Source organism: Streptomyces sp. SAI-127 (assembly GCF_029894425.1).
Classification (GTDB): Bacteria; Actinomycetota; Actinomycetes; order Streptomycetales; family Streptomycetaceae; genus Streptomyces.
This window is the reverse complement of sequence record NZ_JARXYJ010000001.1, coordinates 1,751,183-1,773,863: the sequence shown is the minus strand read 5'-3', so window position 1 is coordinate 1,773,863 and position 22,681 is coordinate 1,751,183. Positions and strand designations below refer to the sequence as shown.

Sequence of the window (22,681 nt, the reverse complement as noted above, 5' to 3'; positions counted from 1 at the left end):
TGTCCGTAATGACGCAGTCAGGCGCGCCCGCCACTCCACGTTCGACACTGGTGATCACCGCGCATGCCGGGGACTTCGTGTGGCGGGCGGGCGGAGCCATCGCCCTGGCCGCCTCCCGCGGCGAGAAGGTCACCGTCGCCTGTCTGACCTTCGGTGAACGTGGGGAGTCCGCCAAGGCCTGGCGCGAGGGCAGGAAACTCGACGAGATCAAGGCGATACGCCGGGACGAGGCCGAGCGCGCCGCCGCGACCCTCGGCGCCGAGGTGCGCTTCTTCGACGCCGGCGACTACCCGCTGGTCGCCACCGCCGAGTTGACCGACAAGCTCGTAGAGGTCTACCGGGCCACCCAGCCCGACGTCGTGCTCACCCACCCCGTCGAGGACCCGTACAACGGCGACCACCCGGCCGCCAACCGGATGGCCCTGGAGGCCCGGGTCCTGGCGCAGGCCATCGGCTACCCGGGCGAGGGCGAGATCATCGGCGCCCCGCCGGTCTTCTACTTCGAGCCCCACCAGCCCGAGATGAGCGGCTTCAAGCCCGAGGTGCTCCTCGACATCACCGAGGTCTGGGAGACCAAGCGCAAGGCCATGGAGTGCCTCGGCGCCCAGCAGCACCTGTGGGACTACTACACCGACCTCGCCGTCCGCCGGGGCGTCCAGCTCAAGCGCAACGCCGGCCCGAACCTGGGACTGGCCCACAAGACCATGGCCGAGGCGTACATGCGCCCCTACCCGCAGATCGCGAAGGAGCTGGCGTGATGGGCGTGATCGTCACCAACCCGCCGAAGGCGGACCTGGAGGACGTCGACGCGCTGGCGCGGTACGGCGTGGCCACCGTCAGCGAGGCGATGGGCCGAACCGGACTGCTGGGCCCGGCCGTTCGCCCCGTCCAGCAGGGCGTACGCGTCGCGGGCACGGCCGTCACCGTGATCGGCTGGCCCGGCGACAACCTCATGATCCACGCGGCCGTCGAGCAGTGCGGCGAAGGCGACATCCTCGTCGTCACCACCACCTCTCCGTGCACGGACGGCCTGTTCGGCGAGCTGTTCGCGACCGCCCTGCAGCAGCGCGGAGTGCGCGGGGTCGTCACCAACACCGGCATCCGCGACACCCAGGAACTGCGTGACATGGGCTTCGCCGCCTGGTCCCGCGCGGTCTCCTCGCAGGGCACGGTCAAGGCCACGGGTGGCTCGGTCAACGTCCCGATCGCCATCGACGGCCAGGTGATCCGCCCGGGCGACGTGATCCTCGCCGATGACGACGGTGTCGTGGTCGTCCCCCGCGAGCGGGCCCGCGAGACCATCGAGAGGTCCGAGGCCCGCGAGGCCAAGGAGGCCGCCACCCGCGCCGCCTTCGTCGAGGGCCAACTCGGCCTGGACCGCTACGGGTTGCGGGAGACCCTGAAGAGGCTCGGCGTGGAGTACCGGACGTACGAGGAGTACGAGGGGGAGCGGCCGTGACCGAGGGGGTGCCCTGTCTGCTGATGCGGGGCGGCACTTCGAAGGGCGCCTACTTCCTCGCCGACGACCTGCCCGCCGAACCGGCCCTGCGCGACGACCTGTTGCTGCGGATCATGGGCAGCCCGGACGAACGGCAGATCGACGGCCTGGGCGGCGCGCACCCGCTGACCAGCAAGGTCGCCGTGATCTCCCGGTCCGCCGACCCGGAGGCCGACGTCGACTACCTCTTCCTCCAAGTCTTCGTCGACCGGCCCGAGGTGAGCGACCGTCAGAACTGCGGGAACATCCTCGCCGGCGTCGGCCCCTTCGCCGTCGAGCGCGGACTCGTCCCGGCGGGGGAGCAGGAGACCTCCGTCCGGATCCGCATGGTCAACACCGGCGACCACGCGACGGCGACCTTCCCGACCCCCGGGGGCCGGGTGCGGTACACGGGGGACGCCGAGATCTCGGGCGTGCCGGGCACGGCCGCGCCCGTGGTGATCGAGTTCCCGCCGGGCGCCGGGGAGTTGCTGCCCACCGGCAAGGCCGTCGACGTCATCGACGGCGTCGAGGCGACCTGCGTGAACAACGGCATGCCGACCGTCCTGATCGCGGCGACCTCGCTCGAGGTCACCGGCTACGAGCGGCCCCGGGACCTGGAGGAGGACCTCGCCCTCGCCGACCGGCTGCGCTCCATACGGCTGGCGGCGGGCCGCCTGATGGGCCTCGGGGACGTGTCCGACGCCACCGTCCCCAAGCTCACGCTGCTCGCCCCGCCGCGCGACGGCGGCGCGGTCACCACCCGCACCTTCATCCCCGTGCGCTGCCACACCTCCATCGGAGTCCTGGGCGCGGCCAGTGTGGCCGCGGGCCTGCGGATCGAGGGCGGTGTGGGCGCCGGCCTCGCGGCGATCGATCCCGGGAGCGACCGCGTCCGCATAGAACACCCCACGGGATTCCTGGACATCGAGAGCAGCCTGGCCGCCGGCCCCGGCGGTCCGCCCTCCGCGCGGCGCACCGCTGTGGTCCGTACGGCCCGCAAGATCTTCGACGGCACCGTCTTCTCCCGGGCCGTCGACCGACCAACAGGAAATCACTGATGACTCCGCCGCTCGGCGACATCGCCCACATCGGCCACACCCAGCTCTTCACCCCCGACTTGGACGCCAGCGTCGCCTTCTTCACCGACTACCTGGGCCTGACGGTCAACGGCCAGGACGGCGACACGGTGTACCTGCGGACCTACGACGACTACGAGCACCACAGCCTGGTGCTCACCGCCCGCGACCGGCCCGGCCTCGGCAGGCTCGCCCTGCGCACCTCCAGCGAGGAGGCACTTCACCGCCGTATCAAGGCAGTCGAGGAGTCGGGCGGCACGGGCAGGTGGGTCGAGGACGAACCCGGCCTGGGCAAGCTGTACGTCACCACCGACCCGGACGGCCATGAGCACGCCCTCTACTGGGAGAGCGAGTACTACCGGGCCCCCGAGGAACTCCGGCCGGCGCTGAAGAACCAGCCGCAGGCCAAGCCCAACAGGGGAGTGGGCGTACGGCGGTTGGACCACATCAACTTCCTCGCCGCCGACGTGCTCGCCAACGCCGAGTTCCAGCAGGACGTCCTCGGCGCCCGGCCCACCGAGCAGATCCGGCTGGACAGCGGGAAGATCGCGGCGCGCTGGCTGACGTACACGAACAAGTCGTACGACGTCGTCTACACCTCGGACTGGACCGGCAGCGAGGGACGGCTGCACCACATCGCCTTCGCGACCGACACCCGCGAGGACATCCTGCGCGCGGCCGATCTCGCCATCGACACCGGCGTGTTCATCGAGACGGGTCCCCACAAGCACGCCATCCAGCAGACGTTCTTCCTGTACGTCTACGAGCCCGGCGGCAACCGCATCGAGCTGTGCAACCCGCTCACCCGGCTGGTGCTGGCGCCCGACTGGCCGCTCGTCACCTGGACCGAGGAGGAGCGGAAGAAGGGGCAGGCCTGGGGACTGAAGACCATCGAGTCGTTCCACACGCACGGGACGCCGCCGGTCGGCTGACGCGTCCGGAGCCACCCCTCCCCGCTCCTGTCCGCCCGCGGCAGCAGGCCGGCCCTCCTGGTCGTCGGTCTGTGCTGGCTGGCCGTGCTCTTCGACGGGCTCGACATGTTCATCTACGGCTCGGTGCTGCCGCACCTGCTGGAGACCAGGACCTTCGGCCTCACCGCGGACCAGGCCGGCGACCTCGGCAGCTACGCCACCTCCGGCATGCTGGTCGGCGCCCTCGTCGCCGGCACGATCGCCGACCGGATCGGGCGCAAGAAGCTGATGGTCTCCTGCGTGATCCTCTTCTCGCTGGCCTCCGGCCTGTGCGCGCTGGCCGACAGCGTCACGGTCTTCGGCCTCGGCCGGACCCTGGCGGGCGTCGGCCTCGGCGGCCTGCTGCCGACCGCGATCAGCATGGTCTCGGACTACGCCCCGCGCGGCCGCGGCGCCATCGTCATCGGTCTGCTGATGACCGCCCACCACGCGGGCGGCATCCTCTCCGCCTACCTCGCCAAGTGGCTCATCGACCCCGTCGGCCGGCGTGCCGCCTTCTGGGTCTGCGTGCTCCTGCTGCTCTTCGCCCCGGTGCTGGCGAAGTTCCTGCCCGAATCACTGAGCTTCCTGGTCGCCAAGGGCCGCGGCGAGGAGGCCAGGGCGCTGGCCGAGCGGTACGACGTCGAGGTGCCGGCCGTCAGGACCGGCGGCGCCGGTGACCCCTGGACCAACCTGGCGAACCTCTTACGCGGCAATGAGCGGATCCAGACCCTGCTCCACTGGGTGGCCTCCTTCGGCGGTCTGCTCCTCGTCTACGGCGTCGCCACCTGGCTGCCCACCCTGATGCGCGCCGAGGGCTACGAGCTGGGTTCCGCCCTGTCCTTCGTGGTCGTCTTCAACCTCGGCGGCATCGTGGGCATGCTGGTCGCGGGCCGGGCCGCCGACCGCTTCACCGCCCCGCGTATCTCCGCGCTCTGGTTCGCGCTCACCGCCGCCGGTGTCTTCCTGCTGAGCATCCACATGGACATGACCGTGACGATGATCGTCGTCTTCTTCACGGGCGTCTTCCTCAACAGTGCCCAGACGATGATCTACGCGACGGTCTCGATCCGCTCCAACGCGGACAACCGCGCCACCGCGGTCGGCTGGACCTCCGGCATGGGCCGCTTCGGCGCCGTCTTCGGTCCGTGGCTCGGCGGCCGGCTCCTCGCCTCGGGCAACGGCGACTGGGGCTTCACCGCCTTCGCCATCGCCGGTCTGTCGTCCATGGTCTTCATCGGCATCGCAGCCCTGCGCAGCCCCAAGCACACGGCCGCTGACAGCGAGCGGGAACTGGTCGCCGCGCACTGACCCGGCCGGGGCCGTTCAGCATCTGCGGCGGCGTCAGCCCGGGTGCGCGCCCCGGCTCAGTGCGACACGCGAACCCCGTCCAGCGCGATCGACAACACCCGATCGCGCTGGACGTCGTCGTCGAAGGCCGTCGCCGTGATGCCGGCGACCATCCGCAGCAGGTCCACGAAGTCCATGTCCCGCCGCGCCTGACCCGCCTCCTGTGCCCGCTCGAACAACGGGCCGCCCGCCGCGTACATCGACTCCCGGCAGGCCGCGAAGATCTCCGACTCGTCGTTGAGGGCCTCGCGGACGGCCCGCTTGGTCACCATGTAGCCCGCGAACCGGTCGAGCCAGGCCGTGAGGGCCTGCCAGGGCTCCTGGTCGGCGAGGTCCTGAGCGACCTGCACCAGGGTGTTCACCTCGTCCGCGTAGACCGTCTCGAAGAGGTGGCGGCGGGTGGGGAAGTTCCGGTACAGCGTGCCGATGCCCACGCCCGCCCGGCGCGCGATGTCCTCCAGGGAGGCCTCCGCCCCGTGCTCCGCGAACGCCTCACGGGCGGCGGCCAGCAGGGCGTCGTAGTTGCGGGCGGCGTCCTTCCGATGGGGCCGGCGGGACGCGACGATCTCGGTGACGGGGAACGACGGCGCGGTCACTGCTGCCTCCCGGGGGTGAAACGGAGGTGGACCTCCGGTACGGGTTGAAGCGGAGGTGCGCCTCCGCTAGAGTGGAGGCGTACCTCCACTTTAGCAGTCGAGGTGCCTCCATCGTCCTTTCCGCGACCGCTTCCCACGAGGCTCCGGCCGCACTCTGTGTTCGGAGAGGCTCTTCATGCCCCGCAAGTCCACCCGTCTCACCTTCGCGGTCCTCGCGACCGGTGCCGGCGTGTTCTCCATGCTCCAGTCGCTGATCGCGCCGGCCCTGCCGACCGTCCAGCACGCACTGCACACCTCGCAGTCCACCGTGACCTGGGTGATGACCGCGTATCTGCTGTCCGCCTCGATCTTCACGCCGATCCTCGGCCGCGTCGGCGACCTGATCGGAAAGAAGCGCACGCTCGTCGCCGTCCTCGTGACCGTGGCGGCCGGCTGTCTCCTCGCCGCGCTCGCGCCGAGCATCGGCGTACTCATCGTCGCCCGGGTCGTCCAGGGCGTCGGCGGCGCCCTCTTCCCGCTCTCCTTCGGCATCATCCGGGACGAGTTCGCCGTGTCCGAGGTGAGCGGCTCCATCAGCAACCTCTCCGCCGTGATCGCCGCCGGCGGCGGCGTCGGCATGGTCGCGGCCGGTCCCATCGTGACCGCGCTCGACTACCGCTGGCTGTTCTGGATCCCGGTCGCCATCGTGATCGCCGCCACGCTCATCGCCGTACGGTATGTACCCGAGTCGCCCAACAGGGCGAAGGGGAACGTCAATTGGCTCGGTGCCGTCCTGCTGTCCGCGTGGCTGGTCGCGCTGCTGCTGCCGCTCAGCCAGGCGGGCAGGTGGGGCTGGGGCTCGGCCCGGGTGCTCGGTCTGTTCGGCGCGGCCGTCGTGCTGTTCGCGCTGTGGCTGTACTCCGAGGCCCGCTCCCGCAGCCCGCTGATCGACCTGAAGGTGATGCGCCTGCCCGCCGTCTGGACCACCAACGCCGCGGCGCTGCTCTTCGGTGCCGGGATGTACTCGATCTGGTCCTTCCTGCCGGGCTTCGTCCAGACGCCGTCGTCGGCCGGGTACGGCTTCGGCGCGAGCGTCACCGCCGCCGGGCTGCTCATGCTGCCGATGCTGGTGGCGATGTTCTTCTCCGGGGTGCTCAGCGGCCGTCTGGAGCCGGTCGTCGGCGCCAAGTCCCTTCTGGTGACCGGTGCCGCGCTGGGCGCGGTGGCCTGCGGCTTCCTCGCCCTCTGGCACGACGAGCAGTGGCAGATCGCCGTGGTCGCGGGCCTCTTCGGCCTCGGCATCGGGCTCGCCTTCGCCTCCATGGCCAACCTGATCGTGGGCAGCGTTCCGGCCGACCAGACCGGCGCCGCGACCGGCATGAACGCCAACATCCGCACCATCGGCGGCTCCATCGGCGCGGCCGTCACCAGCGTCCTGGTCACGGGGCATCTGCAGTCCTCGGGACTGCCGTACGAGTCCGGCTACACCCACGGCTTCACCCTGCTGGCGGTGCTGTGCCTGGCGGCGGCGATGGCGGCCCTGCTGGTTCCGGTACGGCGGACCGGGCGCCGGGTCGTCACCGGAACCACGGAACTTCGCGAGCCCGCCGCCACCCGGGGCTGACCTTCCGCCAGCCGGTCCGGCCGCGCCTGTGAGGTAGGGTCTACCTGCGCGATCACACGGAGCACACGTGGGAGACGCGGCCGGGACGTGGCGCAGCTTGGTAGCGCACTTGACTGGGGGTCAAGGGGTCGCAGGTTCAAATCCTGTCGTCCCGACGGTCGAAGGGTCTTCGCGGGCGGAAGCCTGCGGGGGCCCTTTTCGTATGAGCCGTCTCCGGCCTTCGGCTGCCGCGTGCGGCCGTCCACGAGGCCCTCTGCTGAGGCGAGTTGAACCGGCTGCGCCACTCGGCGGTCACCCCGCGGGACGCCGTCCTGCAACCCGAGACTCCTGTCACCGCAGGTCAGGGGGCCTGCTTTCGTGGCCGAATCACCTGCTGCGCTGATGGCTCGATTGTCCCATCTCCAAATCGTAAGCACATATTCCACACATCCCCCTCTGCAGACGGGTGTCGATGGTCTAGATTGACCTTGCTGCCCATGCTGGGACACGAGCGACAAATGGTGATCTATGGGTCCAGTGCTGCGGACGTTGAGCAGAAACGTCTCGGCGCAGGCTCGGGGGTGATCAGTTTTTTGGAGCCCGAGGGGGGCTTCGGGTGCGGGGAGCATCCGAGGATTTCGTGGGTTCCGGCGCAACTCGAGAGGCCGGCGGGACGTCCAAGTCCGCTGCCGCCAGGGTGAGTTGATCACCTAGCGCTGAAGTGTCCGGCATGTCATGCGCGGGGGGCGGAGCCTCCCGGGAGAGGAACAGCGCGGCGCGGGGCGGGGGGCCCTGCGAGGGGAGGAACTTTGCGGGAGGCGGGGGCCTCCCGGGGGGAGGAACGGTGTCTGGTAACCACGTCGTACCACTGGGGACCGGGGGGGTTCTGTGCGGCAGGGGGAAATAGTCAGCCCCTTTCCGTCGGCGCACGGGCGTCTGACGGATGGGGCGATCAGACAGTCGGCGAACGACTGGGAGCAGCGGTACCGCCGGACAGTGATCATCAGCGATACCGCAGCCACCGCCTTCGTGGTGGCGGGGATCGGCAACTTCTTCGGAGCCCGGGACGCGGCCAACTGGCATGAGAAATGGGGGATACTCGCGTTCGGCACCGAGCTGCTGGTGCTGGGAGCGCTTGCGGTGGGCCGGGCGTGGGCTCCGGCCGTGCTCGGCCAGGGTGCCGAGGAATTCCGCCGGTTGGGGCGCTCGCTGTTCGCGGCGACCGTCGTGCTGGCGCTCGGCGGGATCGCCCTCACCTCACGCAACATCAAGCTCTGGATCTTCGTCGCGATCCCCGCTATCGCGCTGGTCACCATGACCGCGCGGTATGTGCTGCGCCTCAGGCTGCACAAACAGCGGAAGGAAGGACGGTGCCTGAGACCGGTGCTCGCTGCCGGAAGCCCGGCCACCGTGCGCGACCTGATCGCCCGCACCCGCAAGTTCCCGCACCTCGGCTGGCGGGTGGACGCGGTGTGCACCACGGACGGTCTCGGGCTCGAGGGGGACGAACTGGACGGTGTGCGGGTCATCGGCGTGCTGGAAGACGTCGCCAAGCACGTCCAGCACGACGGCTACCGTGTCGTCGCGGTCACACCGGACCCGCACTGGTCACCGGACCGGCTGCAGCGGCTGGCCTGGAACCTCGAAGGCAGCGATGCGGAGATGGTCGTCGCCCCCGTGCTGATGGAGGTGGCCGGCCCGCGCCTGCACGTCGACGCGGTGCTCGGGATCCCGCTGCTGCGGGTCAGCATGCCGACCTTCACCGGGGGCCGCCGGGCGATCAAAGGGGTCGTCGACCGGGTGGGCGCGGCGATCCTGCTGATGCTGTTCGCGCCGCTCATGGTGCTCGTCGCGCTGCTCGTGCTGGCTGACAGCCGGGGCGGAGCGTTCTACCGCCAGCGCAGGGTCGGCAAGGACGGCCGCGAGTTCACCATTCTCAAGTTCCGCACCATGGTGGCCGGGGCCCACAGGGCACGTGCCGAGCTGGCCGACCGCAACGAGGGCGCAGGGCTGCTGTTCAAGCTCCGCCGGGATCCGCGGGTGACCCGGGTGGGATCGGTGCTGCGCCGGTACTCGCTCGACGAACTCCCGCAGCTTTTCAACGTATTGACCGGATCGATGTCGCTCGTCGGTCCGCGGCCTCCGCTGCCGGAGGAGTCCGCCGCGTACGGCCCGGACATCCGGCGGCGGCTGCTGGTCAAGCCCGGGCTCACCGGCCTGTGGCAGATCAGCGGACGCAGCGACCTGCCCTGGGACGAGGCGGTCCGCCTCGACCTGCGGTACGTGGAGGACTGGTCGCTGGCCCTGGACACAGTGATTTTGTGGAAGACGCTGCGTGCGGTGCTCCACGGCCAGGGGGCGTACTGATGCGCGAGGGCCGTCGACCGGTCGGCGCGCGAACCGCAGGCCACAAGGGCCTGCCTGGGGGAGGGGACGCGTCATGAAGGTCAGCGTTTTCGGGCTCGGCTACGTGGGCTGCGTTTCAGCCGCGTGCCTGGCCAGCATGGGCCACGAGGTCATCGGGGTGGACGTCAACCAGGTGAAGGTCGACCTGGTCAACGACGGCAAGGCCCCGGTGGTCGAGGAGCGGATCGGCGAACTCATCAGCGAGGTCGTGCGGACGGGAGCGCTGCGCGCCACCGCCGACGTCCGTGAGGCGATCATGGACAGCGAGGTGTCGCTGGTCTGCGTGGGCACCCCGTCGGAGCCCAACGGCAGTCTGTGCACCACGTATCTGGAGCGGGTCACCGAGCAGATCGGCGCGGCGCTGGCAGAGCGGGGCGGGCGGCACACCGTCGTGTTCCGCAGCACCATGCTCCCGGGCACCTGCCTGAACCTGCTGGTACCGATCCTGGAGAAGTACGTCGGCGGCACGGCCGGGGTGGACATCGGGGTCGCGGTCAACCCGGAGTTCCTGCGCGAGGGCACGAGCGTGCGGGACTTCTTCGACCCGCCCAAGACCGTCATCGGCGAGCTCGACCCGGCGAGCGGCGACGCGGTGATGGCCCTGTACGACGGCCTGCCCGGCGAGGTGTTCCGGGTCCCGGTCCCTACGGCCGAGGCCATCAAGTACGCGGACAACGCGTTCCACGGCCTCAAGATCGGCTTCGCGAACGAACTGGGCGCGGTGTGCCAGGCGCTCGGGGTGGACTCGCACCAGGTGATGGACGTCTTCCTGGCCGACCGCAAGCTGAACATCAGCCCCGCCTACCTGCGTCCCGGCTTCGCCTTCGGCGGCTCCTGCCTGCCCAAGGACCTGCGCAGTCTGGTTCACGCGGCACAGCGGGCCGACATCTCGGTGCCCATCCTCGCCCATGTGCTGCCCTCCAACTCCGCGCATCTGCAGCGCGCGGTGGAGCTGGTCGAGCGCACCGGCAAGCGCCGGGTGGGCCTGTTCGGGCTGTCCTTCAAACCCGGCACCGACGACCTCCGCGAGAGCCCGCTCGTCGAGCTGGCGGAGAGGCTCTTCGGCAAGGGTTACGACCTGCGGATCTACGACGCCAACGTGAGCCTCTCCCGGCTGATCGGCGCGAACCGCGAGTACATCGAGACCCGGCTGCCGCACCTCGCGCAGCTGCTGGCGAGTTCCGTCGACGAGGTGCTCGACCACGCCGAGGTGTGCCTGGTCGGGACCAAGGATCCGGCCGTCCTGTCGGCGCTGCCCCATGGGGACGGCCCGGTGATCGTCGACCTCATCCACCTTCCCGACGCCGAGACGCGTCGAACCGAACCGGGGTACATAGGCCTTGCTTGGTAACGCAATCAGCGGCGACGGGTCGAACCGACGCGCGCTGATCCTGGTGGAGAACCTGTCGGTGCCGTTCGACCGGCGTGTGTGGCAGGAGTGCACGACGCTGCGCGACGCGGGCTGGGAAGTGCACGTCATCTGTCCCCGGGGGGAGAAACGGGACACGGAGCCGGAGGCGTTGATCGACGGGGTGCGGATCCACCGCTACCCGTTGCGCGCGGCCACCGGAGGACCGGCCGGCTACCTGCGGGAATACGGATCGGCGCTGTGGCACACGGCCCGGCTGGCCCGCAAGGTCGGCCCGGTCGACGTGGTCCACGCCTGCAACCCGCCCGACCTGCTGTTCCTGCCGGCGCTGTGGCTGAAGCGGCGCGGCGCGCGGTTCGTCTTCGACCAGCACGACCTGGTACCGGAGCTGTACCTCTCCCGGTTCGACCGCGGCGAAGACCTGCTCTACCGCGCCGTGTGCGCGCTGGAACGGCGGACCTACCGGGCCGCGGACATCGTCCTCGCCACGAACGAGAGTTACCGGGACGTCGCGATGCACCGTGGCGGCCGGCGGCCGGAGGACGTGTTCGTGGTGCGCAGCGCACCCGCGATCGAGCGGTTCCAACCGGTGCCGCCCGAGCCGGAGTTGAAGCGCGGCAAGCCTCACCTGCTGTGCTATCTCGGGGTCATGGGCCCGCAGGACGGCGTCGACTACGCCTTGCGGGCCCTCGCGAAGCTGCGTGACGAGTTCGGGCGGACCGACTGGCACGCGGTGTTCGTCGGCGCCGGCGACGCCTTCGACGCGATGGTGGAGCTGTCCCGGCAGCTCGGGCTCTCCGAGCAGGTGCAGTTCACGGGGCGCATTCCGGACGCCGACCTGGTGCGCTACCTGTCCACCGCGGACGTGTGCCTTTCTCCCGACCCGCGCAATCCGCTCAATGACGTGTCGACCATGAACAAGGTCCTGGAGTACATGGCGATGGGCCGTCCCATCGTCTCCTTCGACCTGAAGGAGGCGCGCGTCTCCGCCGGTGAGGCCGCCGTCTACGCGCCCGCCAACGACGAGGCCGAGTTCGCCAAGCTCATCGCGCTGCTGCTCGACGATCCGGAGAAGCGGGCCGGGATGGGCAAGATCGGCCAGGAGCGGATCAGCGGTCCGCTCTCCTGGCGGAACTCGCAAGCCTCGCTGCTCGCCGCCTACGCCGCTGCCTGCGACACCCCGGTGTCGGCCGGCAAGGCGGTCCGGACGAGGAAGAGGCCTGGGCGTTGAACGAAGACACGATTCGCCTGGCCACGATCGGGCGGATACTCCGGCGGCGGTGGCGCCTTCTCGCCACCCTCGCCCTGGTGGGCGCACTCGTCGGCTACGGCACCTCCGTGGTGTTCCCGCCGCGATACACGGCGTCGGCATCGGTCCTGTTGCCGGGGCAGTGGGAGGAGCGCGAGCTGCTGACCCAGGTGGACGTCGCGACCAGTTCGACGGTGGTGGACCAGGCAGCCACCGCTCTCGACTGGAGCGGCGTCAGCGGCATCGATCTGCGGGATCGCGTGAGCGCCAAGGCCTCCGACGGGAACATCATCAAGATCTCGGGTACGGCCGACACCCCGAAGCGCGCCCAGCAGCTCTCCGACCAGGTCGCCCAGCAGTTCGTCAAGTTCGCCGCGCGGGTCTCGGGCGGCAGCACCGACTCCGCGGCCACGGGCACCGAGGCGCTGCGGCAGCAGGTGGAGGAGACCAACCGCCGCATCAGCGACCTGGCCGAGGCGGCCGATCCCGGGCAGACCGTGGAGAGCGTCCAGGCCCGCACCGCGCTCGAGAACCTGCGCACCTCGCTGGAGGATGCCATGCAGAAGCTGGACCAGGCCGACCCGGCGACCAACAAGGCCGGCATGGTCGTCATGGGCCCGGCACCCCGCCCGACCGGCGAGGCGCCCCCGACGAGGGTCCAGCTCATCGCCGCCGGGGCACTGCTGTTCTTCCTGCTCGCGGTCGTCGGCCATCTCGTCGCCGCACGGATGAATCGCCGACTGCGCACCGAACCGGAGATCGCCGCGGCGCTGGGCTCGGCGGTCCTCGGCACCGTCGACGTGCCCGGTGAACGGAACGCGCACCGGCCGGAAGGCGGGGGCCCACGGGCCTGGATCCGCCGACTCCTCGGCGTCGACACCCGGTGGGACCTACCCGTCCCGCAGCGGTCCGGCGACGAGACCGACAGGCGGATTCGCTACCGGCGGGTGTGCGCCCGTCTCCGGGAACAGCTGCCGGCCCCTCGGCGGCTGCTGGTCGTCGTACCGGACGGCGACGAGATCGCCCGCCGGGCCGCCGGAGAACTCGTCGCCGAGAGCAAGAGCGATCCGCTGCTGCGGATGGTGGACGTCTCGGTGGACCGGCCGACGGTGCCGGACCGAGTCAACGAGTCCGGGGCCGTGGTCGTTCTCAGCGCGGGCAGCTGGACCGCGGAGGAGCTCGCCGGCATCGCCGAGGCGTGCGCGGACGGCAGGCACGAGGTCGTAGGCGTCGTCGTCGCCGGCCTGGTCCAGGCCCGCCCCACACGGTCTGCCGGCCAGCTTCCGGACGACGCCACCCTGGCGCTCGCGATGCCCGGCCACGCGACGGGAGGCTCGGCGTGACGACAAGTACAGCTACGGAGTCGTCGGCTGCCACTCCGCTCATCGACCTGCAGGCCCTGGTGGTGTCGGTGCGCAGGCGCCGTCGCCTCTGGTCCGCCATGGCGCTGCTCGGACTGCTGGTCGGCGCAGCGGTGGCGGTCCTGATGCCGTCGCCGCCGACCGCGATGACCAAGGTGCTGGTCGCGCACGAGGAGGACCAGCCGAACGACCCCGGAACCCTGATCCGCACCGACGTCCAGCTGCTGGAGACCACGCGGATCGCCGAATCGGCCCTGCAGTCCCTCAAGTCCCCGGAAAAACCGGAGGACTTCATGCGGGACTACCGGGGAACCGGCTTGACCAACAACCTGCTGCAGATCACTGTGACGGGCGACAGCGACGCGGCCGCGGTGGCCCGGGCCAAGGCGCTGGCCGACGCGTTCGTCGCGGACCACGTGAAGCGGGAGCGGGACACCGCGAAGGCCGAGGCCAAGGCCCTGCTCGACCAGCGGGACCGCATGCGGAGCGAACTGGCCAAGGTCAACAAGGAGATCGGAAACCGGTCGCCGGACAGTGACCCGCAGGCGTCGGCGAGCATCGAGTCGCTCTTCGCCCGCCGCGCCGAACTCAACTCGCGGATCGCCGACTTCGACCAGCGCGCCGCGGAGGCACGCATCGGCACGCCCAACGTCATCGCCGGCACACAGATCGTGGACGCCCCGCGCGCGGTGCGGCAGTCGCTGCCCAAGTCGGCTGCCACCGACGCCGCGATCGGGCTCGTCCTCGGGCTCGTCCTCGGGCTCGCGCTGGCCGCGGTCGGTGTTGTGGTGGCCGATCGCCCCGTGCTGCGCCGGGACATCGCGGCGAACCTGGGCGCCTCGGTCATCGCGGAGCTGCCCCGCCGGTCGGGCAGGCCGGGGCGGCGCCGACGGACCCGGGCGGCACGCGAACGGCTCACCGCGACCCTCGCCCGCACCGTGCGCCACTCCACGGAACCGGTGTCGCTGCTGGAACTTGGCTGTGCGCGCAGCGCGAGCGTGATCGCCCTGGACCTCGCCAGGGCGATGACGGCGGAGGGGCCCGTCGTCGTCATCGACGGTCTGCCCGGCCCGCACCTCGCGAACCACCGCCCGAAGCCGGGAGACCCCACCGTGGTCAGTGGCGAGCGCGCCGCGGCCGTGCCACCCCAGGAGAGCCGGCTCGGCGTCGGCTCGGTGGCGCCCGGCACGGCGTGGACCGATCTGCAGTACCTCGGCACCCAGACCGTGCTCGTCGTACGCGCCGGGCACGGCAGCGCCGCATGGCTGCACACCGTGGCGCGGCAGCTCGCGGACCAGCGCATCCCGGTGATCGGTGTGGTGCTGATCGACCCCGATCCGCGTGACCGGACCGACGGCACGCTGTGGGACGGCCTGCACACCGCGCTGCGCGGCCGGAGCGAGCGGCCGTCCCGGCAGGACGGGACGGGCCGGCGGCGGTTGGAGCGGGAGCCGGTGTGGGCCGCACAGGGCCCGGACAACGACCAGGAAGCGCGGTAGGACATGTGTGGCATCGCAGGTACTTACCGATGGCCGGACGGGAAGGTCGTGACCGACCGGCTCACCGACACCCTCGCCCACCGCGGTCCGGACGGGGCGGGCCGCTACGGCCACCCCGTCGGTGACGGCGAAGTCCAGCTCGGGCACCGCCGGCTGGCCATCATCGACCTGTCCGAGACGGGCGCCCAGCCGATGGTGTCGGACGGCCTCGCCCTGACGTACAACGGCGAGCTGTACAACGCGCCCGAACTGCGTGCCGAGCTGGCGGCCGCCGGGGTGCGCTTCCGCGGTACCTCCGACACCGAGGTGCTTCTCGAGGCCTGGCGGCGCTGGGGCACGGACTGCCTGCCCCGGCTGCGCGGCATGTTCGCGTTCGGGATCTTCGACGAGCGAACCGGTGAACTGGTGCTCGCCCGCGACCAGCTCGGCATCAAGCCGCTGTTCCTGCTGCGGCGCGGCGGGGGCCTGGTGTTCGCCTCCGAGCTCAAGGCGCTCGCCGCCGCGACCGGCGGGACGCTGGAGGTGGACCAGGCGGCGCTGGTGGCCTCCCTGTTGTACTACTGGGTTCCCGACTCACGGTGCGCGTACCGCGAAGCGGAGAAACTGCCGCCGGGGAGCTGGCTCAGGTGCCGCCCCGACGGCCGGGTGGAGCGCGGCCAGTACTGGAACCTGAAGGACGTCGCCGCAGAGGGCCAGGAGCGGGCCCGGGCCGGTGAGCAGCCGGACATAGCCGCCGTCGTCGAGGAGTCGACCCGGCGCCACCTGCTCTCCGACGTACCCGTCGCCACCTTCCTTTCCGGCGGCCTCGACTCCAGCTACCTGACCGCGCTGGCGGCCCGCGACCATCCCGGGATCTCCGCCTACACGATCGGGTTCCGCGCCGAGGACGCCAAATTCGAGGCGATGCCGGACGACCTGCGCTATGCCCGGCAGGTGGCCGAGCAGTTCGGCGTCGACCTGCACGAGATCGAGATCGCCCCGAACGTGCTCGACCTGCTGCCGAAGATGACGCACCACCTGGACGAGCCGATCGGCGACCCCGCCGCGATCAACACGTTCCTGATCTGCTCGGCCGCCCGGGAGGCGGGGGTCAAGGTGATGCTCTCGGGGATGGGTGCCGACGAGCTGTTCGCCGGGTACCGCAAGCACCTGGCCAATCTGCTCGCGCTGCGCTACCAGCGTGTGCCCCGGCCCCTGCGGCGCGGGGTGTCCGCGGCCGTGGGCCGGATGCCGGTCGCCACGAGCCGCCGGGGGTTGCGGTCGGTGCGCTTCGCGAAGCGGTTCCTGTCCTTCGCAGATCTGCCGGAGGAGACCGCGTTCCGGCGCAGCTACACCATGTACGACCAGGACGAGCTGCTCGCCCTGGTCGATCCGGACCTGGCGGGGACGGTCGACGACGTGCTGACCGAGCACGCGGACATCTACCGGGACAACGACCTCGACGACTTCGTCAACCGCATGTGCCTGGGCGACGCCCGGATGTTCCTGCCGGGCCTGAACCTCGCGTACACGGACCGGTCGAGCATGGCCGCCTCGACCGAGGTGCGGGTGCCGTACGTGGACGTCGAGGTGGTCAAGGCGGCGTTCGCCGTGCCCGGCGATCGCAAGATCGTCGGACGGCAGGGGAAGGCCGTCCTCAAGGAGGCGGCCACTTCGATCCTGCCCCGGGAGATCGTGTACCGGCCCAAGGGCCTGTTCAGCGCCCCGCTGCGGGCTTGGATGAGCCGCGATCTGGCACCGCTGGTGCGCGAGGTGGTCAACGACGGCGTGCTCGTCAACTCCGGGATCCTGCGCCGCGACGCGCTGGCGCGGATGGTCGCCCAGGACGCCGCGGGGCAGCAGGACTTCTCCAAGCATCTGTGGCATGTGCTGACCCTTGAGTACTGGTATCGCGACGCGACCTCTGGCTCCGGCCAGAGCCAAGCTGCCTGACGGCGTGGAAACAAGAGGAGCTCGGGTGAAACAGGTTGTTCAGAACTACAAGAGCGGCGAGCTGGCGGTGCTCGACGTGCCCGTGCCGGGGTGCAAGCCGGGCGGTGTGCTGGTCCGCAGCGCCTACTCGCTGATCTCGACCGGGACCGAGCTCATGAAGGTGTCCGAGGCCGGCATGTCGATGCTGGGCAAGGCCCGCTCCCGGCCGGACCAGGTGGCCAAGGTCATGCAGAGCGTGGCCACCAACGGGGTGCCCGCCACGTACCGCAAGGTGATGGGCAAGTTGGACTCCTACACGCCGCTGGGTTACTCGCTGTGCGGGGTGGTCGAGCAGGTCGGCGCCGGCATCGACGACGTGAAGGTCGGCGACTTCGTGGCCTGCGCCGGCAACGAGCACGCGCTGCACGCCGAGCTGAACTGGGTGCCGAAGAACCTCTACGCCCCGGTGCCGGACGGCCTCGCGCCGCGGCACGCCGCCTTCGGCACCGTCGGGTCGATCGCGATGCAGGGCGTCCGCCAGGGCGAGCCGCAGCTCGGCGAGGTGGCGCTGGTCATCGGTCTCGGGCTGATCGGGCAGCTGGTGGTGCAGCTCCTCGCCGCCTCGGGAGTCCGCGTCGTCGGGGTCGACCCCGACCCGGTGCGCTGCGAGCTGGCCGAGCGCCTGGGCGCCGCCGCCTGCGGCGATCCCGAGTCCGCGGCCGTGGAGGCCGCCGTCGCCGAACTCACCGGCGGTCACGGCGTGGACCAGGTGTACCTGGCCGCCGGCGGTGGCAGCAACCAGCCCGTCGAGCTGGCCGCCCGGCTCTGCCGGGACCGCGGCCGGGTCGTCGACATCGGCAAGTGCCGCCTGGACCTGCCGTGGAACGCGTACTACGAGAAGGAGCTCGACGTCCGGTTCTCCCGCAGTTACGGCCCCGGGCGCTACGACCCGGCGTACGAGCTCGAGGGCCGCGACTACCCGATCGGCTACGTCCGCTGGACCGAGCGCCGGAACCTGGCGTGCTTCCTCGACCTCGTCGCCCGCGGCAAGGTCGACGTGGAGCCCCTGATCTCCCACGTCGCCGACTTCGACGACGCCGTCGAGACGTACCAGCGCCTGAAGGACGGCGACCTGAAGGCCATCACCGCGCTGTTCCGGTACCCCGAACAAGGGGTGGAAGCGGAATCTCCGGCGTTGGCCGTGCCCACGGTGAACGTGAAGCCGAGTCCGGCCCGGGCCGCCAAGACGCCGGTGCGCCTCGCGTTCGTCGGCGCGGGGAACTACGCGACGTCGATGCTGCTGCCGCACCTGACACAGCGCGACGGCGTCGAGTTGTCGACCGTCGTCACCACGACGGCGCTGTCCGCGGCCAACGCGCAGCGGAAGTTCGGCTTCGCCGAGGCGACCACCGATCTCGACGCCGTGCTCGGCGACAAGTCCATCGACGCGGTGTTCGTGGTGACGCGGCACAGCTCGCACGCCGAACTGACCCGGAAGGCGCTCCTCGCCGGCAAGACGGTGTTCGTGGAGAAGCCCCTGGCGCTGACCGAGGACGAGCTGGCCGGTGTGCTCGCCGCGGTGGAGGAGTCCGGCAACGACCGGCTGCAGGTGGGCTTCAACCGCCGGTTCGCGCCGCTGCTGCAGGAGGCCAGGCAGCGGTTCGGCGCCCGGACCGGTCCGGCGAGCCTTCGCTACCTGGTCAACGCGGGCACGCTGGCGCACGGCAGCTGGTACCTCCAACAGGGCACCGAGGGCTCGCGGTTCGCCGGCGAGGGCGGCCACTTCATCGACACGGCGAGCTGGCTGCTCGATGCCGATCCGGTCTCGGTGTACGCGGTCGCCCCGTCCGGCAACGAGGACCTGCAGATCGTCCTGCGCTACCCGGACGGGTCCACCGCCGCCATCAGCTACGTCACCACCGGCGCGCCCGGCTTCCCCAAGGAGACGCTGGACCTGGTCGCCGACGGCAAGGTGCTGCGGCTCGACGACTTCGTCCGGGCCTCGGTCTACGGCCGCAAGAAGTGGGTCAGCTCCCGGCTGCCCAAGGCCCGGGACAAGGGCCAGAACGCCGAGCTGGCCGCGTTCATCAAGGCCGTACGTACCGGCGGGCCGATGCCGGTGCCGCTGGAGTCCCTGGTCGCCACCACGACGGCCACCCTCGCCGTGCAGTCCGGCCTGGCCGGCGGCGCGCCGGTGACGTTGGCGAGGGCGTAATGACGATGAGCGCGGGCTGGTACCTGCGGCGGCTGTCCCGGATGGGACCGCGGGAGGTCGGCGGCCGGGTGGGCGACGCGGTGCGCAGGCGGCGGTGGCGGTCGGCGCCGCCGAACTGCCCGAGCGTGCCCGACGCCCGGTTCACCGCGGTACTGCCCGCCGGGACGATCGCCGCCGTACCCCCGGACGCCGCGAAACGCCTCATCGCCGAGGCGGACCGGCTGATGGACGGGCACGCCGAGTACTTCGGGGTGGTCCGCGACGACCTGGCCGACCCGGACTGGTGGTGCGACCCGAAGACCGGTCGCCGGGCTCCGTCGGGCTACGCCTTCGACGTGCCGTACCGCAGCGAGGACGCGGTCGGGGACATCAAGCAGATCTGGGAGCCGTCCCGGCATCAGTACCTCACCGTGCTCGCCGCCGCCTACGCGGTCACCGGGGACGAGCGGTACGCCGAGCGCGTGGCCGCGCACCTGCGGTCGTGGTGGGCGGCCAACCCACCGCTGCGCGGCGTGCACTGGATCAGCGGCATCGAGCTGGGGATCCGGCTGCTGTCCTGGGTGTGGATCCGCCGGCTGCTCGACGGCTGGCCCGGTGCGGCCGGCCTGTTCGAGGGCAACCAGGTGGCGCTGAACCAGATCTGGCACCACCAGCGCTGGCTGGCCGCCTTCCCCAGCCGGGGGTCCTCGGCGAACAACCACGTCATCGCGGAGGCCGCCGGGCAGTTCGCAGCGGCCTGCGCGTTCGGCTGGTTCCCCTCGTCGGAGCGTTGGCGGGCCGGCGCGCTGCGGTCGCTGGAGCGGCATCTGCGCGGCAACACCTACCTCTCCGGCCTCAACCGCGAGCTGGCCACCGAATACCACGGACTCGTACTGGAGTTGGGCCTGGCCGCGGTGGCCGAGGCGGACGCCGCCCGCGTGCCGATCCCCCCGACGGTCCGGCTCGTACTGCTGAGGATGACCGACGCGCTCGCGGCCGTCGTGGACAACCGGCTGCGGCCGCCGCGCCAGGGAGACGCGGACGACGGCCACGGTCTGGTCGTGGACGGCGCGGGTACCGACCGCTGGGCCTCGCTGCTGGCCACCGGAGACGCCGCGTTCGGCAGGCTCGCCTGGTGGCCGGCGGTGACCGGCACCGATGTGCGCACCCCGCTGCTGGCGGCGCTCATCCGGCCGTACCCGGAAAAGGGAGCCGCACCCGCCGTGACCCGCCCGGCAAGCCGGCCGGCCCACTTCGCCGACGCCGGCATGACCATCCTGCGCGGTCCGGAGGAGATCTGGTGCCGCTGCGACGGCGGTCCGCACGGCTTCCTGTCCATCGCCGCTCATGCCCACGCGGACGCGCTGTCCGTGGAGGTGCGGCACGACGGCGTCGACGTGCTCGCCGACCCGGGGACGTTCTGCTACCACGGGCAGCCCGAGTGGCGGCAGTACTTCCGCTCGACCCTCGGCCACAACACCCTGCAGCTGGACGGCGGTGACCAGTCCGTCTCCGGCGGCCCGTTCCTGTGGACCCGGCATGCCAAGAGCCGCGTCCTGGTCGCCGACACATCCGGCACCTCCGACGGGGGGACGGCCCGCTGGTGTGCCGAGCACGACGGCTACCAGGGCTCCGTGCACCGCCGCACGGTGGAACTGAGCGCCGAGAGCCAGGAATTGAGGGTGGTAGACGAAGTGCGCGGCCCGCGCCGGGACGTACGCCTCGCGTTCCACCTCGGTCCGGCGATCGCCGCGGACCTGGTGGGGAACAGCGCAGTGCTCACCTGGATCGCGGACGGCGAAGGACGCTCCGCGGTGCTCGACCTGCCCGGGCAGCTGACCTGGCGGGCCCATCGCGGCGAGACCGACCCGCCGCTCGGCTGGTACTCCGCCGGATTCGGGCGCAAGGAACCCTCGACGACGCTTGTCGGTACCGGTTTCGCCGACGGCACGGAGGGCTTCACCACCGTGCTCGGGTTCCGCGGCTTGGGGGCGTCGTGAACTTCCTGCGCCATGCCCGCGGTGTCCGGTGCGTGCCCTCGGCGTACCCGACGAAGGTGCGTGCCGGGCGCCGTGGGCGCTGTGCGGGACTTTCACCACACCCCCAAGAAGGGCGCGTGGGGATGACGATGCGGCACTGGGCGTGGGCGGCGGCACCGCTGGCGCTGGCCCTTCTGGCGACCGGCTGTGACAGCACCTCAGGCGCCCCGGGCGCCCGGGGCGCGGAGCCGACCGCCGCGCCGTCCACGTCCGGCGCCCGAGCCGTGGACCGGGTGTGCTCCGAGCCCGCGGCCGGGCCGGTGAAGGCGCCGGCGGGCGCGGTGACGGTCGACCCCGCGGTGGTCGGTGATCTGGCGGCGAAGACCAGGAGCAACCCCCCGCACACCACGTTCTGGCTTCGACCGGGCAAGCACAGGCTCGACCCGGACCGCTACGCCCAGGTCTTCCCCAAGGAGGGGGACCGCTACCTCGGTGCGCCCGGTGCGGTGCTCGACGGCCGGAAGAAGAACCAGTACGCGTTCAGCGGCACCGCCCGCGACGTCACCATCCGCTACCTGACCGTGGAGCGTTTCGTGGCGCCGCCGGACGAGGGCGTGGTGAACCACGACTCGGCCGACGGGTGGGTGATCGAGCACGCGACCATCCAGGACAACTCCGGCGCCGGACTGATGGCGGGCGACCGCCAGCAGGTCCGCGCCAACTGCCTGCGCGACAACGGCCAGTACGGCATGAACGCGTACAAGGCCACAGGCCGTATCACCGGTCTGGTGGTCGAGGACAACGAGATCGTGGGCAACAACACCGGCGACTGGGAGCGGCGGCGGAAGGGCTGCGGCTGCACCGGAGGCATCAAGTTCTGGGCCGTCGACGGCGCCGACGTGCGCGGCAACTGGGTGCACGACAACCGCGGCACCGGGTTGTGGGCGGACACCAACAACAACGACTTCCGCATCGAGAACAACGTGATCGAGGCCAACGACGGCGCCGCGCTGATCTACGAGATCAGCTACAACGCGGTCATCCGGAACAACACGATCCGGCGGAACAACTGGGTCGAGGGCCGCACCGCGGCCGAGAGCGGCGACAATTTCCCGTTCGCGACCGTCTACCTGTCCGAGTCCGGTGGCGAACCACGGATCAAGGCCCGCACCGACAAGATCGAGATCTATCGGAACCTGCTGGAGGACAACTGGTCGGGGATCACCCTGTGGGAGAACGCCGACCGGTTCTGCAACAGCCCGGCCAACACCTCGTCAGGTGACTGCACCCTGCTGGTGAAGAACACCGACCGCTGCGCGAAGCCGGCGATCGCCGAGCCACCGCTCTACGACGACTGCCGGTGGAAGACCCAGCGGGTGGACATCCACGACAACCGCTTCGTGCTGGACGAGTCCGTCGTCAAGTGCACGGAGAATTGCGACCGCATGGCGGTCCTCTCCAACTACGGCACCTATCCCGACTGGTCGCCGTACAAGGGCGAGAAGGTGGCCGAGGCGATCACCCACAAGCAGCACAACCGCTGGCACGACAACGTCTACCTCGGACCGTGGAAGTTCGTCGCCTACGACCCGAGCCGGGTGCTCACCTTCCAGGAGTGGCGGGTCACGCCGTACCAGCAGGACGCGGGCAGCACCTACCGCGCACGGGCAGGTGGTTGA

General features: G+C 71.0%; 16 protein-coding genes and 1 tRNA gene. 16 read left to right on the top strand and 1 reads right to left on the bottom strand.

What is annotated here, in order from left to right:
* Window positions 1-8 precede the first annotated feature (8 nt).
* From M2157_RS08385 to M2157_RS08365, 5 genes are read left to right on the top strand one after another with little or no spacing between them, the layout of a single operon-like run.
* On the top strand, window positions 9-758 hold the full coding sequence (locus tag M2157_RS08385; protein ID WP_280861196.1) for a PIG-L deacetylase family protein: 750 nt from the start codon (window positions 9-11) through the stop codon (window positions 756-758).
* Window positions 755-1,459, top strand: a complete 705-nt coding sequence (locus tag M2157_RS08380; protein ID WP_280864898.1) for a 4-carboxy-4-hydroxy-2-oxoadipate aldolase/oxaloacetate decarboxylase — start codon at window positions 755-757, stop codon at window positions 1,457-1,459. Before M2157_RS08385 ends, M2157_RS08380 begins: the two co-directional genes overlap by 4 nt.
* Window positions 1,456-2,538 carry a 4-oxalomesaconate tautomerase gene (locus tag M2157_RS08375; protein ID WP_280861194.1) on the top strand — a complete coding sequence of 361 codons (1,083 nt, stop codon included), beginning with the start codon at window positions 1,456-1,458 and terminating at the stop codon, window positions 2,536-2,538. Before M2157_RS08380 ends, M2157_RS08375 begins: the two co-directional genes overlap by 4 nt.
* The gene (locus M2157_RS08370; protein ID WP_280861193.1) at window positions 2,538-3,488 is read left to right on the top strand and encodes a catechol 2,3-dioxygenase; all 951 of its coding nucleotides are present in this window, start codon (window positions 2,538-2,540) and stop codon (window positions 3,486-3,488) included. Before M2157_RS08375 ends, M2157_RS08370 begins: the two co-directional genes overlap by 1 nt.
* Before the next feature lie 27 nt (window positions 3,489-3,515).
* Window positions 3,516-4,817 carry an aromatic acid/H+ symport family MFS transporter gene (locus M2157_RS08365; protein WP_280868178.1) on the top strand — a complete coding sequence of 434 codons (1,302 nt, stop codon included), beginning with the start codon at window positions 3,516-3,518 and terminating at the stop codon, window positions 4,815-4,817.
* 56 nt (window positions 4,818-4,873) lie between these two features.
* On the opposite strand, the gene M2157_RS08360 is transcribed toward M2157_RS08365, so the two are convergent.
* Window positions 4,874-5,452 (bottom strand): TetR/AcrR family transcriptional regulator, encoded by a 579-nt coding sequence (locus M2157_RS08360; protein WP_266511083.1) that lies wholly within the window; start codon window positions 5,450-5,452, stop codon window positions 4,874-4,876.
* 175 nt (window positions 5,453-5,627) lie between these two features.
* Between M2157_RS08360 and M2157_RS08355 the strand changes: the two genes are divergently transcribed.
* From M2157_RS08355 to M2157_RS08305, 11 genes are all read left to right on the top strand, one after another.
* Window positions 5,628-7,055: an MFS transporter gene (locus M2157_RS08355; protein ID WP_280864897.1), complete on the top strand. Its 1,428-nt coding sequence runs from the start codon at window positions 5,628-5,630 to the stop codon at window positions 7,053-7,055.
* 81 nt (window positions 7,056-7,136) lie between these two features.
* Window positions 7,137-7,210: transfer RNA gene (locus M2157_RS08350), tRNA-Pro, on the top strand.
* Window positions 7,211-7,922: 712 nt separating this feature from the next.
* Window positions 7,923-9,401 (top strand): sugar transferase, encoded by a 1,479-nt coding sequence (locus tag M2157_RS08345; RefSeq protein WP_280861189.1) that lies wholly within the window; start codon window positions 7,923-7,925, stop codon window positions 9,399-9,401.
* 73 nt (window positions 9,402-9,474) lie between these two features.
* Complete coding sequence (locus M2157_RS08340) at window positions 9,475-10,791, top strand: nucleotide sugar dehydrogenase (protein WP_280861188.1); 1,317 nt, start codon at window positions 9,475-9,477, stop codon at window positions 10,789-10,791.
* Complete coding sequence (locus M2157_RS08335; protein WP_280861187.1) at window positions 10,781-12,040, top strand: glycosyltransferase family 4 protein; 1,260 nt, start codon at window positions 10,781-10,783, stop codon at window positions 12,038-12,040. The genes M2157_RS08340 and M2157_RS08335 overlap by 11 nt, the downstream gene beginning before the upstream one ends.
* The gene (locus tag M2157_RS08330; RefSeq protein ID WP_280864896.1) at window positions 12,037-13,401 is read left to right on the top strand and encodes a Wzz/FepE/Etk N-terminal domain-containing protein; all 1,365 of its coding nucleotides are present in this window, start codon (window positions 12,037-12,039) and stop codon (window positions 13,399-13,401) included. The genes M2157_RS08335 and M2157_RS08330 overlap by 4 nt, the downstream gene beginning before the upstream one ends.
* Window positions 13,398-14,918 carry a Wzz/FepE/Etk N-terminal domain-containing protein gene (locus M2157_RS08325; RefSeq protein ID WP_280864895.1) on the top strand — a complete coding sequence of 507 codons (1,521 nt, stop codon included), beginning with the start codon at window positions 13,398-13,400 and terminating at the stop codon, window positions 14,916-14,918. Before M2157_RS08330 ends, M2157_RS08325 begins: the two co-directional genes overlap by 4 nt.
* A 3-nt stretch (window positions 14,919-14,921) precedes the next feature.
* A complete protein-coding gene (gene asnB / locus M2157_RS08320) occupies window positions 14,922-16,850 on the top strand; it encodes an asparagine synthase (glutamine-hydrolyzing) (protein WP_280864894.1) in 1,929 nt (642 codons plus the stop codon).
* Between the two features lie 25 nt (window positions 16,851-16,875).
* Entirely contained in the window at window positions 16,876-19,044 is a 2,169-nt protein-coding gene (locus M2157_RS08315) for a bi-domain-containing oxidoreductase (protein ID WP_280861183.1), read from the top strand.
* Window positions 19,044-21,023, top strand: coding sequence for an alginate lyase family protein (locus M2157_RS08310; protein WP_280864893.1), 1,980 nt, complete (start codon window positions 19,044-19,046; stop codon window positions 21,021-21,023). The genes M2157_RS08315 and M2157_RS08310 overlap by 1 nt, the downstream gene beginning before the upstream one ends.
* 116 nt (window positions 21,024-21,139) lie before the next feature.
* Window positions 21,140-22,681: a right-handed parallel beta-helix repeat-containing protein gene (locus M2157_RS08305; protein WP_280861180.1), complete on the top strand. Its 1,542-nt coding sequence runs from the start codon at window positions 21,140-21,142 to the stop codon at window positions 22,679-22,681.

Coding starts and splice junctions, on each gene's coding strand:
- M2157_RS08385 (WP_280861196.1), top strand. CDS start 9: ATGACGCAGTCAGGCGCGCCCGCCACTCCACGTTCGACACTGGTGATC.
- M2157_RS08370 (WP_280861193.1), top strand. CDS start 2,538: ATGACTCCGCCGCTCGGCGACATCGCCCACATCGGCCACACCCAGCTC.
- M2157_RS08355 (WP_280864897.1), top strand. CDS start 5,628: ATGCCCCGCAAGTCCACCCGTCTCACCTTCGCGGTCCTCGCGACCGGT.
- M2157_RS08340 (WP_280861188.1), top strand. CDS start 9,475: ATGAAGGTCAGCGTTTTCGGGCTCGGCTACGTGGGCTGCGTTTCAGCC.
- asnB (WP_280864894.1), top strand. CDS start 14,922: ATGTGTGGCATCGCAGGTACTTACCGATGGCCGGACGGGAAGGTCGTG.
- M2157_RS08310 (WP_280864893.1), top strand. CDS start 19,044: ATGACGATGAGCGCGGGCTGGTACCTGCGGCGGCTGTCCCGGATGGGA.